Consider the following 17648-nt stretch of genomic DNA (forward strand, 5'->3'; position numbering starts at 1 on the left):
AGGTAGTTCCATGTCCGTGGTCGTCGCCACTCGATGGCGAGCCCGACCGATCGTGCTGGGCCTGATGGCCCTGGCGCTGGCGATATTCGCCCTCGGTACACCCGCAGGCACGCCCGCCGCGTCGGCGGCGTCGTCGCTGCCCTGTGACATCTACGCGGCGGGTGGCACGCCGTGCGCGGCGGCGCACAGCATGACGCGAGCGCTCTTCACGTCCTACAACGGGCCGCTCTACCAGATCAAACGTTCCTCTGACGGGCAGTCCCGCGACATCGGCCTGCTGTCGGCCGGCGGCTACGTGGACGCGGCCCCCCAGGTGTCGTTCTGCTCGGGCACCTCCTGCACGGTCACGAAGATCTACGACCAGACCAGCAACCACAACGACCTGCCCATCTCGTGGGGCGGCTACTGGAAGGGCCCCGGCCCGAACGGCGCGGACGTCGGTGCCGACGCGATGGCGCTGCCGGTGACGGTCGGCGGGCACCCGGCGTACGGGATCAAGGTCACCCCGGGCGTTGGCTACCGGATCGACCACGCGGCCGGTGTGCCGACCGGCTCGCAGCCCGAGGGCATCTACATGGTGACCTCGTCGAACTACGTCAACCAGTGGTGCTGTTTCGACTACGGCAGTGGCGAGAACTCCCACACCGACACCGGCAACGCGACGATGAACGCGATCGAGTGGGGTACCGCGTGCTGGTTCGGCGGATGCACGGGCACCGGGCCGTGGGTGGAGGCCGATCTGGAGAACGGCATGTACCACACCGGGACCGGCTCCAACAAGGACCCGAACAACCCGGGAGTGCACTTCCCGTTCGTCAGCGCGTGGGAGAAGAACAATGGCACGAGTAATTTCACGCTGAAATATGGAAATGCCGCCGGCGGCGGGCTGACGACACCGTATTCGGGTGCCCTGCCGAACGGCTACTCCCCGATGCGCGTCGACAGTTCGATCCTGCTGGGCACCGGCGGCGACAACAGCAACAGCGGCGTCGGCGAGTTCTTCGAGGGGGCCGTGACGAAGGGCTTCCCGTCCGACTCGACCGAGAACGCGGTGCAAGGCAGTATCACGGCCGCCGGTTACGGATCCGGCGGCACCGGCACCCGCAGCGGTGAGCTGCACGCGGTGGGGTCGGGCCGGTGTCTGGACGTGCCGAATTCGAGTGCGACTCCGGGTACGCAGGTGCAGATCTATGACTGCTGGGGTGGGGCGAACCAGGTCTGGACGTACACCTCGTCGGGGCAGCTCACGGAGACCAGTGGTGGTGCGACGTTGTGTCTGGACGCCTATGACAACCAGACGTCTCCGGGGACGAAGGTGGAGACCTGGACGTGTAATGGGGCGGCCAATCAGCAGTGGAGGTTGAACTCCGACGGGACGGTCACCGGTGTGCAGTCCGGGTTGTGCCTGGATGTGACCAATGCCGCGACCGCGAACGGTTCCCTGGTGGAGCTGTGGACCTGCAACGGCGGTTCCAACCAGCAATGGACGCTCGGATGACCCTTTCCTGACCCACGCCCCCGCTCCGACCGGTCCGTGTTGCCCCCTGCCCTGAGAGGTCCCCGTCATGTCCTCCTCATCGTCACCGTTCCAGCTGAGCCGCCGCCGGCTGCTCGCCTCGGCCGGGGTGACCGCCGCCGCGAGCCTGCTGTGGGTCCGCGACGCGGACGCCACCGCCGGCCCGAGCAGCTACACCGCGAGCTGGGCGTCGGTCGACCAGCATCCACCGGCTCCCGAGTGGTACCAGGACGCCAAGTTCGGCATCTACTACCACTGGGGCGTCTTCAGCGTTCCGGCGTTCGGCAACGAGTGGTACCCGCGGAACATGTACATCTCCGGCTCGGCCGAGAACAGCCACCACATCGCGACCTACGGCGATCCGTCGGTGTGGCCGTACCACAACTTCATCAACGGAGCCAATGACAAGGCCGGCCGCTACGTGCAGTTCGCGCCGAAGCTGACCTCGGCGGGCGGCAACTGGGACCCGAACGCGTGGGCGCAGTTGTTCGCCGACGCCGGCGCGAAGTTCGCCGGACCGGTGGCCGAGCACCACGACGGCTTCTCGATGTGGAACAGCACGGCGAACGAGTGGAACTCCGTCGCCAAGGGTCCCCGGCTGGACCTGCTGCGCCTGCACGCGGACGCGATCCGGTCCAAGGGCCTGAGGCTGTACGTGTCGCTGCACCACGCGTACCACTTCAACGGCTACTACGACCACGTCCCGGCCCAGTCGACGACCACGCTCAAGAAGCTGTACGGCCAGCTGGGCGGCACCGCGGAGAACCAGCTCTGGTACGACAAGCTCAAGGAGGTCATCGACGGCTACCAGCCCGACATCATCTACCAGGACTTCGACCTGAACCTGGTGCAGGAGTCCCAGCGGCTGAACTTCCTGGCGTACTACTACAACAAGGCCGTCGCCTGGAACAAGGACGTCGTCGCCACCTACAAGGACGGCTTCGACAACAAGGGCGAGGTCTATGACTTCGAACGCGGCGGACCGGCCGGGCTCCAGTCCCCGTACTGGCAGACCGACGACAGCGTCTCCAGCTCCAGCTGGTGTTACACCGTCGGCATCGGCTACTACTCCACCAAGGCGATGCTGCACGCGCTGCTGGACCGGGTCAGCAAGAACGGCACCATGGTGCTCAACATCGCGCCGATGGCCGACGGCACGATCCCGTCCGGACAGCAGACGATCCTGCGCGGCATCGGGGACTACCTGGGGCGGTTCGGCGAGTCCGTCTACGCCACCCGGGCCTGGGCCGCCTACGGCGAGGGCCCGACGCAGATGGGCGGCGGATCGTTCACCACGCCGCGTGAGGGCACGAGCCAGGACATCCGGTTCACCCGCAGCAAGGACGACACGGTGTTGTACGCGACCGTGCTGGGCTGGCCGGGCACCACGCTGAACATCACCACCCTCGCCTCCGGCCGGATCAACCTGGGCACCCTGAGCTCGGTGCGGCTCCTGGGTGCCACGGCCGGGTCGTACATCGACCTGCCGACCCGGAGCCAGGACGGATCGGGCCTGCACATCTCGATGCCCTCGTCCGCGCCGTACAGCGCCCTGGCGTACGTGGTCAAGCTGACCTTCTCCGGTCCCATCCCCGTCCTGGGGAGCGGAGGCGGCACCCTCACCGGCTGGGTGAGGATCGCCAACGTCACGAGCGGTCTGGTCCTGGACAGCGGCGGCAACGTCGCCTCCGGGTCCGTGCTCAAGCAGTGGAACTACGACGGCAGCACCAACCTGCAGTGGCAGCTGGTCGACCTGGGCACGGGCTACTACCGCATCGTCAACCGGACCAACGGCATGGTCGCCGACAGCTGGGGCAACGCCGCCAACGGCGCGAGCTGCCTCCAGGCGGCCTGGAACGGCGGCAACAACCAGCAGTGGCGGCTGAACAGCCTCGGCAACGGGCGCTACCAGATCATCAACCGCGGCACCGGCACGGCCCTGGACGGCGCGGGCAGCACCACGGTCGGCGCGACCACCGTCCTTTGGGCGCCGAACTCCAGCACCAACAACCAGTGGACCATCACCGGGGCCTGACCGGCCGGCACGGCGTCGGCAATGGAGATTGAGACATGACGACGAGGAAGATCTCGACCAGACCGGGCAGACGCGTCGGTCTGGTCGCCGCCGCGGTGCTCGCGGTGGTCATGACGGTCTGCACGACGATGCCGGCCGGGGCGGCGACGACGCTGCGCGGGCTGGCCGAGGCGAAGGGACGTTACTTCGGCACCGCCCTGACGCGGGGCGACCTGAGCAACGGCTCCGAGACGAGCATCGCCGGGACCCAGTTCGACATGGTGACCCCGGGCAACGAGATGAAGTGGGACACCACCGAGCCGTCGAACGGCAGCTACAACTTCGGGCCCGGCGAACAGATCGTCTCCTTCGCTCAGTCGCACTCCATGCGGGTGCGCGGGCACAACCTGGTCTGGCACGCCCAGCTTCCCGGTTGGGTGAGCGGCCTGCCGCTGAACCAGGTGCAGGGCGTGATGGAGTCCCACATCACCACCGAGGCCACGCACTACCGCGGCAAGGTCTACGCCTGGGACGTGGTCAACGAGCCGTTCAACGAGGACGGCACGCTGCGCCACGACGTGTTCTACAACGCGATGGGCACGAACTACATCGCCGACGCCCTGCGTACGGCGCACGCCGCCGACCCGGACGCGAAGCTGTACCTGAACGACTACAACATCGAGGGCCAGAACGCCAAGAGCAACGGCATGTACTCACTGGCGCAGTCGCTGCTGTCCCAGGGCGTGCCGCTGAACGGCATCGGGCTGGAGAGCCACTTCATCGTCGGCCAGGTGCCCTCCTCCCTGCAGGCGAACATGCAGCGGTTCGCGGCTCTCGGACTGGACGTGGCGATCACGGAGCTGGACGACCGCATCCAGCTGCCGGCCTCCGGCTCGGCACTGCAGCAGCAGGCCACGGACTACGGCACCGTGGTCAAGGCGTGCCTGGCGGTCTCCCGCTGCGTGGGCGTCTCCCAGTGGGGCGTCGACGACGGGCACTCCTGGATCAACGGCACCTTCCCCGGGTACGGCGCCGCGACCATGTACGACAGCAACTACCAGCCCAAGCCCGCCTACAACGCCACCGTCACCGCCCTCGGCGGCTCCTCCTCCGGCGGTGGCACCACCGGTGAGCTGCACGCGGTGGGGTCGGGCCGGTGTCTGGACGTGCCGAATTCGAGTGCGACTCCGGGTACGCAGGTGCAGATCTATGACTGCTGGGGTGGGGCGAACCAGGTCTGGACGTACACCTCGTCGGGTCAGCTCACGGAGACCAGTGGTGGTGCGACGTTGTGTCTGGACGCCTATGACAACCAGACGTCTCCGGGGACGAAGGTGGAGACCTGGACGTGTAATGGGGCGGCCAATCAGCAGTGGAGGTTGAACTCCGACGGGACGGTCACCGGTGTGCAGTCCGGGTTGTGCCTGGATGTGACCAATGCCGCGACCGCGAACGGTTCCCTGGTGGAGCTGTGGACCTGCAACGGCGGTTCCAACCAGCAGTGGACCCTCGGATAAGGAGCGGGAGATGCGCTATTCACCCGTTCCCCTCGCGGGCCGGGCGGCTCGTGGCCCGAGCGTCGCGGCGGCCGTGCTGGCGATGCTCGTGGCCATGCTGACCTGGGTGACGCCGGCGTCGGCGGCGGGCACCGGCCCATGCGACATCTACGCCTCGGGCGGTACGCCCTGCGTCGCCGCGCACAGCACCGTCCGCGCGTTGTACGGCGCGTACAACGGCAACCTCTACCAGGTCCGGCGAGCCTCGGACGGCACGACCCGCGACATCGGCGTGCTGAGCGCGGGCGGCGTCGCCGACGCGGCCGTGCAGGACTCGTTCTGCGCGGGCACCACCTGCGTCATCACCGTCGTGTACGACCAGTCCGGACACGGGAACGACCTGTGGTACCAGGGTTCGGCCCAGGTGCCGGGATCGAGCCAGAGCAGCCCGGCGAAGGCGACGTCCGAGTCGCTGACGGTCGGCGGCCACAAGGCGTACTCGCTCTACATCAACCCCGGCAACAGCTACTGGCGGGACGGCCACCTGACGGGCGTCCCGACCGGCAGCGCGCCGGAGGGCGAGTACATGGTGACCAGCGGCACGCACGTCAACAGCGGCTGCTGCTTCGACTACGGCAACAGCGAGACGACCCGGAAGGCCGACGCCGCCGGCGCGATGGACGCGATCAACTTCAGCACCTCGTGCTGGTTCGGCGGTTGCTCCGGAAACGGGCCGTGGGTCCAGGCCGACCTGGAATGGGGCCTGTACCCGGGCGGCAGCCAGTCCTGGAACCCGGCTCAGCGCGCCTTCACCAACCCCTACGTCACGGCGATGCTGAAGAACAACGGCTCGACGGGATTCGCCCTCAAGGGCAGTAGCGCGCAGGCCGGTTCCCTGACCACCTTGTACAACGGCCCCCTGCCCAGCGGCTACAGCCCGATGAAGAAACAAGGAGCGATCGTCCTGGGCAGCGGCGGCGACTGCTGCAAGCCGGGCGGCGGCGCGAACCTCAGCGCCGGCACGTTCTACGAGGGCGCCATGGTCGCGGGCTACCCGTCCGACGCCACCGACAGCGCGGTCCAGGCCAACATCACCGCCGCCGGCTACGGCTCCGGCGGGAACGGCGGCGCCTTCCCCACCGATCAGCACCAGTTGGTGATCGGTAGCAACGGGTTGTGCCTGGACGTGTACGGCAACTCGTCCACGGCGGGCGCGGCGATCGACCAGTGGACCTGCAACGGCCAGGCCAACCAGCAGTTCACGTTCGTGCCCGGTTCGAACGGCTACGGCGAACTGCAGGCGCGCAACTCCGGCCAGGTCGTCGCGGTGGCGAACAACTCGACGGCCTCCGGGACGCCCGACATCGTGCAGCAGGCCCGGAACGGGTCCCCGGGCAGCATGTGGAAGCCGTTGCAGCAGTCCGACGGGTCCTGGGAGTTCCAGAACGCCAACAGCGGCCTGTGCCTGGACGTCTACGGCGCGGGGAGCAACCCGGGCCAGCAACTGGACCAGTGGCCGTGCAAGAACGCCCCCGGCACCAACCAGGACTTCTCTCCCCGCTGACCGCCAAGGAGCCGGCATGACCCGTGCCTCACGACATCGCACCCCCCTGTCCGCCGTCCTCATCCTGGTCATGGGCCTGCTGGCCGGAGTGACCCTGGCCCCTCGCGCGCACGCCGCGGTCTCGACGTCGATCACCGTTGACGGATCCGGGTCCGGCCGGGTCTTCGACGGCGTCGGCGCCATCAGCGGCGGCGGCGGGAACTCCCGGCTGCTGGCCGACTATCCCGAGCCGGAGCGCAGCCGGCTCCTGGACTACCTGTTCAAGCCGTCGTACGGCGCCGCGCTGCAGACACTGAAGATCGAGATCGGCGGTGACACGAACTCCACCGACGGCGCCGAGGCCAGCCACGAGCACACCAGGGGCGCGGTCGACTGCGGCCAGGGGTATGAGTGGTGGCTGGCCGAGCAGGCCAAGGCCCGCAACCCGAACATCAAGCTGTACGGCCTCGCCTGGGGCGCGCCCGGATGGATCGGCGGCGGCAACTTCTGGTCCCAGGACATGATCGACTACCTGATGTCATGGCTCGGCTGTGCCAAGCAGCACGGACTGACCATCGACTACCTCGGCGGCTGGAACGAACGCGGCTGGAACGCGGGCTGGTACGAGAAGCTCAAGTCCACGCTCGTCTCGGGCGGCTATTCGTCGATCAAGGTCGTCGCGGCGGACAGCGGATGGGACGTCGCCGACGCGATGGCCTCCGACTCGGCGTTCCGGAACGCGGTCGACATCGTCGGGACGCACTACCCGTGCGGGTACATGACCGCGTTCACCTCCTGCCCGAGCACCTCCAACGCCCAGAACCTCGGCAAACCCCTCTGGGCCAGTGAGAACGGGTCGGAGGACGCCGACGGCGGCGCCCCGGCGGTCGCGCGGGCGATCAACCGCGACTACATCGACGGGCGGATGACCTCCTACATCAACTGGCCGGTCATCGCGGCGCTGTACCCGAACCTGCACTACGCCACCGACGGCATGTCGGTCGCCGCGCAGCCGTGGTCGGGAAATTACTCCATCGGCCGGACGACGTGGGTCACCGCGCAGACCACCCAGTTCACCGCACCCGGCTGGCACTACATCGACTCCGGGAGCGGTTTCCTGGGCGGCAACCGCGCGAACGGCAGTTACGTGACGCTGAAGTCGACGAACAACTCCGACTACACGACCGTCATCGAGACGATGGACGCCACGGCCGCGCAGACCGCGAACTTCACCGTCGCCGGCGGGTTGTCCACGGGCCAGGTCCACGTGTGGAGCACGAAGGTGAACTCCCCGGGCTCCGCCGACTACCTCGTGCACGCCACGGACGTCACCCCGTCGGGCGGGAGGTACTCCCTTACGCTCCAGCCGGGTTACGTCTATTCCGTGACGACGACGACCGGGCAGGGCAAGGGCACCGCGACCTCGCCGGCCGCCGCCGCGATGTCGCTGCCGTACTCCGACGACTTCGAGACGGCGGCCACCACAACGTCCCCGAAGTACTTCGCGGACATGAACGGCGCCTTCCAGCGCGTGGCCTGCGGCGGTGGCCGATCCGGTTCCTGCGTACGGCAGATGGCCCCGACCAGCCCGATCCGCTGGACCGGCGAGTCCTACAACGCCCCGTACACGATCATGGGTGACGGGTCGTGGAGCAACTACACCGTCGCCGCGGACGCGATGCTGGAACAGTCCGGCAGCGTCGAGCTGCTCGGCCGCGCCAACGTGCAGGCGACCAACAACGGCGGTCTGAACGCCTACCACTTCCGGGTCAGCGACACCGGGGCGTGGTCCATCGTCAAGAGCGACACCTCGTGGCACTTCACGACGCTGGCGAGCGGCACGACGACGGCGCTGGGGCTGAACCGGTGGCACCGGCTGTCGCTGAAGCTGCAGGACACCACGCTGACCGCCGCCGTCGACGGCACGACCGTGGGAAGCGCCACCGACGCCTCCTACACCAACGGTCAGCCCGGCCTCGGCGTCACCGGCTACCAGACCGACCAGTTCGACAACTTCGCCCTGACGGCGGGCAGCGCCTCGCAACAGCACATCGGCCCCGTCAGGTCCGGCCTGAGCGGCAAGTGCCTCGATGACGACGGAGGCTCGACCACGAGCGGCACCAAGATCCAGATCTGGGACTGCAACGGCGGCGCCGCCCAGACCTGGTGGTGGGGCAACGGCCAGCTCCGGCTCGGCGGATCGAGCGGCAAGTGCGTGGACGTCACCGGCCAGGGCACGGCCAACGGCACGCTCGTCGGCCTGTGGGACTGCAACGGCGGAACCAACCAGCAGTGGACGCCGCAGGCGGACGGGACCCTGAAGGGCGTCCAGTCCGGCCGTTGCCTGGACGTCCCCAATTCCAGCACCGACAACGGCACCCAGCTGGAGATCTGGGACTGCAACGGCGGGACCAACCAGAGGTGGACCCTGCCCGGCTGATCTCCGCGACCGAGATCTGACGGGTGCGCGCGCCCGGCGTCGCCGTACGCCGGGCGCGTTCGTCGTTTTCGGGGGTGCCGGGCGCTCCCCGGCCACTGACCGTCCGCGCTCATCGGCCCGATGAAAACCGCGGTGAAAGAACGGCGTGACCCAGGCCGATCACCGGCCGCGGCACGACCCCGCTCACCAGGGCGAATAGCCGCTGCGCGCCATTCGAACCGGCTCCGCGGGCAAGCGCGGAGAAGGGAACGTTGACCGGCTTTCCCGCGAGTCATAACCTCCGAGCGAATCGATTTCGCGAATCGGTTCGACTTCGGTAACGAGACCGCCGGTCGAGCGAACCGGCAGTGGCAGGTCAACGCGGACGGCACCATCACCGGCGTCCAGTCCGGCCGGTGCCTGGACGTGACCGGCGCCTCCACCGCCGACGGCGCGCTGGTCGAGCTGTGGCGCTGCAACGGCGGCGGCAACCAGAAGGGACCCTGACCCAGCACACGACCGGTCCCCGGATGAAGGAAGGCCAGATGAGAGCCAAACTCCTCCTCTTACCCGCCATGGTCGCGGCGCTCGTCGTCCTGGGGATGGGCGGCACGGCGCTGGGCAGCGGCTACCGCGGAACCCCGTCCACGGCCGTCCGCCCCGCGGTGGCGACCGCCGGATGCGGCCACGTGCCGACGCTGGCGAGCGGTACGCACACGATTCAAAGCAGCGGCCAGAACCGCGGCTACATCCTGCGGGTGCCCGCCGGCTACGACGAGAACCACCCCTACCGGCTGGTCTTCGGGTTCCACTGGGTCGGCGGCACCGCCAACGACGTCGACTCCGGTGGCACCGACGGTTACAACTGGTCCTACTACGGGCTGCGCCGCCTGGCGGACGCCGACGGCAACGGCACGATCTTCGTCGCGCCCCAGGGCCTCAACAACGGCTGGGCCAACTCCGGTGGCCAGGACGTGACCTTCGTCGACGACATGCTCCGGCAGCTCGAGGCGGGCCTGTGCGTCGACACGACGCAGATCTTCTCCTCCGGGTTCAGCTACGGCGGCGCGATGACGTACGCGCTCGCCTGCGCCCGCCCGGCCGTCTTCCGCGCGGTCGCGGTCTACTCCGGCGCGAACCTCAGCGGATGCAGCGGCGGTACGCAGCCCGTCGCCTACATCGGCCTGCACGGCATCAGGGACAACGTCCTGCCGATCTCCTCGGGACGGGCCCTGCGCGACACGTTCGTCCGCGACAACGGCTGCACCGCGCAGAACCCGCCCGAGCCGGCCTATGGCAGCCTGACGCACATCGTGACCGCCTACTCCGGGTGCCGGGACGGCTATCCGGTCGTCTGGGCCGCGTTCGACGGAGCGGGCCATGACCCCGGCCCGATCGACGGGTGCACCTGCGACGGCTGGCACACCTGGACCTCCGGAGTGGTCTGGAGCTTCTTCACCCGGTTCGGGGGCGGCTCCTCACCGCCGCCCTCGACGTCGGCTCTGGTCAACGCCGCCGCCGGCCGCTGCCTCGACGTACCGAACTCCTCGCAGACGAACGGCACGCAGGTGGAGCTGTGGGACTGCAACGGCGGTGCGAACCAGCGGTGGACGCCGACCTCGTCCAAGCAACTGCAGGTGTACGGCGGCAAGTGCCTGGACGCCGAGGGCGCCGGTACCTCGCCCGGTACCAGGGCGATCATCTGGGACTGCAACGGCCAGTCCAACCAGCAGTGGAACGTGAACGCCGACGGCACCGTCGTCGGCGTGCAGTCCGGCCTGTGCCTCGCCGCCGGCGGCGCCGGAACCGCCAACGGCACACGGATCGTCCTGTGGACCTGCAACGGCGGAGGCGACCAGCAATGGACCCGGAGCTGACCCGCGGCTCCGGGCCGCGCCCGGCGGGTCCGGCCACGGCCGCCCGGCGAGGCGAAATCCCACCGAAAGGACGGATGATGAGTGATCATCTCTGGGGCGGCGGCCGCTGGAGGGCGGCCACCGCCGCGGTGGCCGTCGCCTGCGCGACCGTCACCGCCGGACTGTTCGGCGTCGGCGACGCCCGGGCCGGCACGCTGTCCGGAACCCTCTACCGGGATCCCACCTCGCAGGCGGCCCGATGGGTCCAGGCCAACCCGGGTGACGCGCGCACGCCCGTCATCCGCGACAAGATCGCCAGCCAGCCGCAGGCCCACTGGCTGTCGAACTTCGACCCCGGCACGGTGACCTCCGAGGTCTCCGGCGTGGTCAACGCCGCGAACGCCGCGAACCAGATCCCCGTCTTCTCGGTGTATGAGATCCCGAACCGCGACTGCGGCGGTGCGAGCGCCGGCGGGGCCCCCGACCTCGGCCAGTACCAGCAGTGGATCACCGGATTCGCCAACGGGCTGGGCGGCCGGACGGTCATCGTCATCCTGGAGACCGACGCGCTCGCCCTGCAGAGCTGCCTGAGCGGCTCGGAGGTCACGGCCCGCGACCAGGCGATCTCCCAGGCGGTGCAGACGATCAAACGCGCCGACGCGAACGTCAAGGTGTACCTCGACGGGGGCCACTCGGCCTGGAACTCCGCCGGCGAGCAGGGCAGCCGTCTGAAGGCCGCCGGCGTCCAGTACGCCGACGGATTCTTCACCGACGTGTCGAACTTCCAGCCGCTGTCGAACGAGGCGGCGTACGGCCGGGCGATCATCTCCTATCTGCAGTCCCAGGGCATCTCCGGCAAGCACCAGATCATCGACACCAGCCGCGACGGCGGCGCCGTCGGCGCGGCGGGTGACTGGTGCGGCGACGACAACACCGACCACCGCATCGGCACCTACCCCACCCTCGACACCGGCGACCAGAACATCGACGGCTACCTGTGGGTCAAACCGCCGGGTGAGGCCGACGGTTGCGTCTACGCGGCCGGAAGCTTCGTGCCCGACCTCGCCTACAACCTCGCGAGCACGGCCCCCGACCCGCCAGGGTCATCCGATCCGAACCCGCCGGGCGACCGCACCTGCGCGGCGGCGTACCAGACGACGAGTTCCTGGCAGGGCGGGTTCCAGGGGCAGATCTCCGTCACCGCCGGAAACGCGGCGATCAACGGCTGGAAGCTCACCTTCTCGCTACCCGCCGGCGTATCGATCAGCCAGCTGTGGAACGGCACGCTGACCACGAGCGGATCCACCGCGACGGTCGGCAACGCGTCGTGGAACGGCGCGCTGGCACCGGGCGCCTCCGCCCAGGTCGGTTTCACCGCCGGCGGCGCCGCCTCCTCCCTCACCGTCACCTGTTCGGCATCGTGAACGGTTCGCACGCCGGAGGCGGCCGCAAAAGGTCTGGTATCTGATGTTCCAGACCGCTGACGCCTCCTATTCGACGAACCCGGATATCGGCGATTCCAACGAAGGGAGCACGTCGAAGAACGTCCATTCTTCGATGCCAGGCGTCATGTCGTAGAAACCACAATTTGTTCGAGGCGAGCGGGCCGGCGGTGAGTCACCCGCCGGCCCGCGATCCTTCCCTCCGCTGGACGGCTCAGCCGGTCGTACAGGTCGTGCCGTTGAGCGTGAAGGCGGTCGGAACGGCGTCGTCGCTCGCCCAGGTGCCCTGGAACCCGAACGACACGGCCGCACCCGCGGCGATCGTGGCGTTGTACGTCGCGTTCTTCGCGGTCACCGCCGTTCCGGACTGTGTCACCGTGGCGTTCCAGGCGCTGGTCACCTTCGTGTCGCCGGGAAAGGCGAATCCGAGTGTCCAGCCGTTGACTGGGCTGGTCCCGGTGTTGGTGACGGTGATGCCGGCGGTGAGCCCGCCCGGCCACTCGTTCTTCGTGTAGTCGACCTTGCAGGCGCTGCCGCCGCCCCCGCCGCCCGGGTGGAGTTGGACGACGACGAGGGAGTACGCCGGAATCGTCTGGTTGGTGGCGCTGCCGGCGGTCGTGGAGGTGATGGACGTGGCGTTCTGCGCGTACGTGTAGACGGTGGGCGTGGCCGAGGACGGGGTGAAGCCGCTGTAGGACAGGTTCGCGGTGTAGGCGTTCGACGGGTCCTTGTTCACGAACAGCAGGTCGACGTCCCCGTTGCTCCGTTTGACCGCGTGTACGGTCAGCAGCGACTGGCTGCCGGTCGTGCGTACGAGCGTGTCGCCGGGCGCGCCGAGCTTGGTCAACAGCTGGATGCCGTAGTAGGGCGCGAACGGCGTCTCGGCGGCGGGCTCGCTGCCCGAGGCGTTGGAGAGCACACCCTCATCGTCGTAGTCGGTGGCGCCGTTCACGATGCTGGTGCCGTTGGAGCCGTTGTGCAGGTTCCACCAGTCGACGTTGAACGCGCCGTTCTCCAGCCAGGTGAGGTAGGCGTCCGGCGCGAACAGCGCGGCCGGATGCGTGTCCTTGTCGATGGTGGAGTTGGTCTCGGTGACGGCGATGCCGACGTTGGGCGCGTTCGCGCCGGCGTACTGGTTGATCAGTGAGCGCAGCGTGGCGGTGATGGTGCCGATCTGCGCCTGCGGCTTGGTGAGCAGGTCGGCGGGGCTGTCGCCGCCCGGATACCAGTGCACGACCACGAAGTCGATCTTCGAGCCGGCGATCGACATGACGGTGTGGTTCCAGTCGGCGCCGTCACCGGGCCCGGTGATGCCGTCCGGCCAGCTTCCCGGGGTGGTCAGCACCGCACCGATCTTGATGGTGGGGTCGGCCGCCTTCATCGCGGTGGCGTACTGCAGCAGGTTCTGGGCGTACGTGGTCGCGCTCTTGCTGGAGTGGGTGTCGTTCTCCCACGAGGAGCCGTACTCGCCGTTGCCGTAGACCTCGTTGCCGATCTCCCAGTACTTGGCGCCGTACCCCTTGGTCACGTTGGCGTAGCGCACCCAGTCCGCGGCCTCCTGCGGCGTGCCGGACCCGTAGTTCGCGATGATGACCGGCTGTGCGCCGGCCGCGCGGACCGTGCCCATGTACGAGTCGAAGTCGGTGTTCGGCGCCACGTACCCGCCGTCGGTGGTGTTGGTCTTCCAGTGGTAGATGTCGGCGTACGAGCCGCCCGGGTAGCGCACCGCGCCGATGCCGGCGCCCTTCAGCAGGCCGGGCACGGGGGAGTCGTTCATGTAGCCGTCGTACACGGCCACGTTCATGCCGACCGCGGCCGACGGTATCGAGGCCAGCGAACGGCTCGTGTCGACCGACACGTCGACGGAGGTGGCGGCCGAGGCGGGCGTCGTGCCGACCGGGACGAGGACGGCCGCGGCCAGCCCCGCGGCTCCGGCGAGCCCGCGGAGGAAAGGCCGGGACGGGCATGCGGCTCTGAGTCTTCTCACCGGCACTCCTGTCATGGGAATCCTGGTCTTCGCTTCGCTCCAATGAGCGGTATAGCGCCTTGATTATTCGTACGTCGACCCGGTAGGGCTCGCAATAGGTGTTCATTGCCGCGTCATCTTTCATTTTCTTTCATGCGCGCCATGGTCGCTACCAGCACCCGAACGGGTCACTCGGGGCGCGCAATCGACAATTCCTTGACTTCGCTCGGCCTGCCCGGATACTCCCGGCTGGAACCAATTCCAATATCTCGCATTGTGTTCGAGATGCCGAACATCAGGAGGGTTGCCGATGAGAGGACCTCGATCATGAAACCTTCGCTCCGACCCCGTCGGGTACGGGCGCTCGTCTCGGTGCTGTCGGCCGCTGTCGCGGTCGTGGGCGCGGCCGTGCTCGTGCCCTCGCCGGCGCGGGCCGCCACCACGCTGGGCGCCCAGGCCGCGGCGTCCGGGCGTTACTTCGGTACCGCGGTGGCCGCCGGCCGGCTCGGCGACTCGACGTACTCCACGATTCTCGACCGGGAATTCAACATGATCACCCCGGAGAACGAGATGAAGTGGGACACCACCGAGCCGTCCCGCGGCTCGTTCAACTTCGGCCCCGCCGACCAGATCGTCAACCACGCGCAGGCGCACGGGCAGCGCCTGCGCGGCCACACGCTCGTGTGGCACAACCAGCTGCCCGGGTGGGTCGGCTCCATCACCGACGCGAACACGCTGCGCAGCGTGATGGACAATCACATCACCACCGAGATGACCCACTTCAAGGGCAAGATCTACGCCTGGGACGTGGTGAACGAGGCGTTCGCCGACGGCAGCACCCAGCATCGCGGCTCGGTCTTCCAGAACGTGCTGGGCAACGGCTTCATCGAAGAGGCGTTCCGCACCGCGCGGGCCGCCGACCCCTCGGCCAAGCTCTGCTACAACGACTACAACATCGAGAACTGGTCCGACGCCAAGACCCAGGGCGTCTACGCCATGGTCAGGGACTTCAAGTCCCGCGGCGTGCCCATCGACTGCGTCGGTTTCCAGAGCCACTTCGGCTCGGGCGGGCCGCCGGCGAGCTTCCCGACCACCCTGAGCAACTTCGCCGCTCTCGGCGTCGACGTCCAGCTCACCGAGCTCGACATCGCCACGGCGCCGTCGACCGCCTACTCCACCACGGTCAAGGACTGCGTGAACGTCTCGCGCTGCGCCGGCATCACCGTGTGGGGCATCCGCGACAGCGACTCCTGGCGCAGCGGTGACAACCCGTTGCTCTTCGACGGCGGCGGCAACAAGAAGCCCGCCTACGACGCGGTCCTGTCGGCGCTCGGCGGCGGCGTCCCGTACGGCGGGGGAGGCTCGTCACCGCCGCCGGGCGACGGCGGGTGCTCGGTGACGTACACGGTCGGCTCGCAGTGGTCGGGCGGGTTCGGCGCGAACGTGAGCGTGACGAACCTGGGTGATCCGGTGTCGAGCTGGACGCTGACCTGGTCCTTCGGTGCGGGTCAACAGGTCACTCAGGCGTGGAACGCCACGGTGACCCAGAGCGGGTCGAACGTGACCGCCAAGAACGTCTCCTACAACGGTTCCCTGGGCACGGGCGGCAGCGCGAGCTTCGGATTCAACGGCTCCTGGAACGGCAGCAACCCGGCGCCCGCGACCTTCGCGCTCAACGGCACCGCCTGCACCGGCTGATCAGCCCACTCGCAGACGTCGGCCGGACGTGAACGATGCGTCCGGCCGGCGCCCGGCCGCCCGCTCGGCCGGGCGTACGTCACCACCATCCACGACTGACGGAGGTCCCTTTCATGCCCCCACTTCCCACCCGCCTGCGACCGATCGCCGTGTCGTTGACGGCCACGGCGGCGGCCGTGCTCGCCCTCGGCACGTCGGCGCTCACCGGCACCGCGTCGGCGGCGTCGCTGCCCTGTGACATCTACGCGGCGGGCGGCACGCCCTGCGTGGCGGCGCACAGTACGACCCGTGCGCTGTACGCCTCGTATAACGGGCCGTTGTACCAGGTCCGGCGTTCGTCGGACAACGCGACCCGGGACATCGGTGTACTGAGTGCCGGTGGGGTCGCCAACGCCGCCACGCAGGACTCGTTCTGTTCGGGGACGAGTTGTGTGATCACGATCATCTATGACCAGTCGGGGCGGGGGAACAACCTGACCCAGGCTCCCGGCGGTGGTGCGGCGGGTGGGCCGGACAACCTGGCGAACGCGACCGCGGCTCCCACCACGGTCGGCGGGCAGAAGGCGTACGGCGTCTATGTGGCTCCGGGTACCGGTTACCGCAATGACCACACCTCGGGCATCGCGACCGGGGACGCGGCCGAGGGGATGTACGCGATCTTCGATGGCACGCACTACAACGGTGGGTGTTGTTTCGATTACGGCAATGCCGAGACCAGTAACAACGACACCGGTAACGGGCACATGGAGGCCATCTACTTCGGCAACATCCGGGTCTGGGGTTATGGCACCGGCAACGGCCCGTGGATCATGGCCGACCTGGAGAACGGCCTGTTCTCCGGGGTCAACGCCGGCTATAACGCCAACGACCCCACGGTGAACCACCGCTACACCACCGCGATCATCAAGGGCCAGCCCAACCACTGGGCCATCCGCGGCGGCAACGCCCAGTCCGGGGGCCTGTCCACCTTCTACGACGGCGTCCGTCCCAACGTCTCCGGCTACAACCCCATGCACAAAGAAGGCGCCATCATTTTGGGCATCGGCGGCGACAACAGCAAAGGCTCGGCCGGCACCTTCTACGAAGGCGTCATGACCTCCGGCTATCCCACCGACGCCACCGAGAACGCCGTACAGGCCAACATCACCTCCGCCGGCTACGGGCAGGGCGGCGGCACCGGTGGTTCGTACCCGAGCGGTTACCACCAGCTGGTCGTCGGCAACAACGGCCTGTGCCTGGATGTGTTCGGCAATACGAGTACGGCGGGTGCGGCGATCGATCAGTGGTCCTGCAACGGGCAGTCCAACCAGCAGTTCCAGTTCTTGCCCGGTTCGAACGGCTACGGGGAACTGCAGGCGCAGAACTCCGGTCAGGTGGTGGCGGTCGCCGGCGGTTCGACCTCACAGGGCGTCCCGGACATCGTGCAGCAGGCGCGTAACGGCGCGGCGAGTTCGATGTGGCGGCCGGTGGCCCAGTCCGACGGGTCATGGGCGTTCCAGAACCAGAACAGCGGCCTGTGCCTGGACGTCTACGGCGCGGGCAACAACGCGGGTCAGCAACTGGACCAGTGGCCGTGCAAGAACGCGGCCGGCAACAACCAGGACTTCACCCCCCGCTGACGACAGGCCCTGACCGGCCCGAACCGGCCCTCCGTCACCGGCAGGCGAACGGACCCCGCTGCCACGTAAGGCCCGCCTG

Annotated in this window: 12 protein-coding genes; 10 read left to right on the top strand and 2 right to left on the bottom strand. The window is 68.5% G+C overall.

What is annotated here, in order from left to right:
• Window positions 1-10: 10 nt before the first annotated feature.
• The 8 genes from OG417_RS23750 to OG417_RS23785 all read left to right on the top strand — a co-directional run bounded on the left by OG417_RS23750 (window position 11) and on the right by OG417_RS23785 (window position 12268).
• On the top strand, window positions 11-1498 hold the full coding sequence (locus tag OG417_RS23750; protein WP_329260086.1) for an arabinofuranosidase catalytic domain-containing protein: 1488 nt from the start codon (window positions 11-13) through the stop codon (window positions 1496-1498).
• Between the two features lie 67 nt (window positions 1499-1565).
• Window positions 1566-3551 carry an alpha-L-fucosidase gene (locus OG417_RS23755; RefSeq protein WP_329260090.1) on the top strand — a complete coding sequence of 662 codons (1986 nt, stop codon included), beginning with the start codon at window positions 1566-1568 and terminating at the stop codon, window positions 3549-3551.
• 35 nt (window positions 3552-3586) lie between these two features.
• Complete coding sequence (locus OG417_RS23760) at window positions 3587-5047, top strand: endo-1,4-beta-xylanase (protein ID WP_329260093.1); 1461 nt, start codon at window positions 3587-3589, stop codon at window positions 5045-5047.
• Window positions 5048-5057: 10 nt separating this feature from the next.
• Window positions 5058-6590, top strand: coding sequence for an arabinofuranosidase catalytic domain-containing protein (locus OG417_RS23765; protein ID WP_329260096.1), 1533 nt, complete (start codon window positions 5058-5060; stop codon window positions 6588-6590).
• Between the two features lie 16 nt (window positions 6591-6606).
• Window positions 6607-9009 (top strand): ricin-type beta-trefoil lectin domain protein, encoded by a 2403-nt coding sequence (locus OG417_RS23770; protein WP_329260099.1) that lies wholly within the window; start codon window positions 6607-6609, stop codon window positions 9007-9009.
• 288 nt (window positions 9010-9297) lie between these two features.
• A complete protein-coding gene (locus tag OG417_RS23775) occupies window positions 9298-9495 on the top strand; it encodes an RICIN domain-containing protein (RefSeq protein ID WP_329262496.1) in 198 nt (65 codons plus the stop codon).
• 38 nt (window positions 9496-9533) lie between these two features.
• The gene (locus OG417_RS23780) at window positions 9534-10865 is read left to right on the top strand and encodes a ricin-type beta-trefoil lectin domain protein (protein WP_329260102.1); all 1332 of its coding nucleotides are present in this window, start codon (window positions 9534-9536) and stop codon (window positions 10863-10865) included.
• Window positions 10866-10942: 77 nt separating this feature from the next.
• Entirely contained in the window at window positions 10943-12268 is a 1326-nt protein-coding gene (locus OG417_RS23785) for a glycoside hydrolase family 6 protein (RefSeq protein ID WP_329260105.1), read from the top strand.
• Between the two features lie 232 nt (window positions 12269-12500).
• Here OG417_RS23785 and OG417_RS23790 read toward each other — a convergent pair whose 3' ends face one another.
• On the bottom strand, window positions 12501-14273 hold the full coding sequence (locus OG417_RS23790) for a cellulose binding domain-containing protein (RefSeq protein ID WP_329260108.1): 1773 nt from the start codon (window positions 14271-14273) through the stop codon (window positions 12501-12503).
• Window positions 14274-14440: 167 nt separating this feature from the next.
• Window positions 14441-14581: a hypothetical protein gene (locus OG417_RS23795; protein WP_329260111.1), complete on the bottom strand. Its 141-nt coding sequence runs from the start codon at window positions 14579-14581 to the stop codon at window positions 14441-14443.
• Here OG417_RS23795 and OG417_RS23800 point away from each other — a divergent pair.
• Complete coding sequence (locus OG417_RS23800; protein ID WP_329260114.1) at window positions 14580-15950, top strand: endo-1,4-beta-xylanase; 1371 nt, start codon at window positions 14580-14582, stop codon at window positions 15948-15950. The two genes, OG417_RS23795 and OG417_RS23800, sit on opposite strands and share 2 nt — an antisense overlap.
• Window positions 15951-16063: 113 nt before the next feature.
• The gene (locus OG417_RS23805; protein ID WP_329260117.1) at window positions 16064-17569 is read left to right on the top strand and encodes an arabinofuranosidase catalytic domain-containing protein; all 1506 of its coding nucleotides are present in this window, start codon (window positions 16064-16066) and stop codon (window positions 17567-17569) included.
• Window positions 17570-17648 lie beyond the last annotated feature (79 nt).

Source organism: Actinoallomurus sp. NBC_01490, assembly GCF_036227085.1.
Classification (GTDB): domain Bacteria; phylum Actinomycetota; class Actinomycetes; order Streptosporangiales; family Streptosporangiaceae; genus Actinoallomurus; species Actinoallomurus oryzae.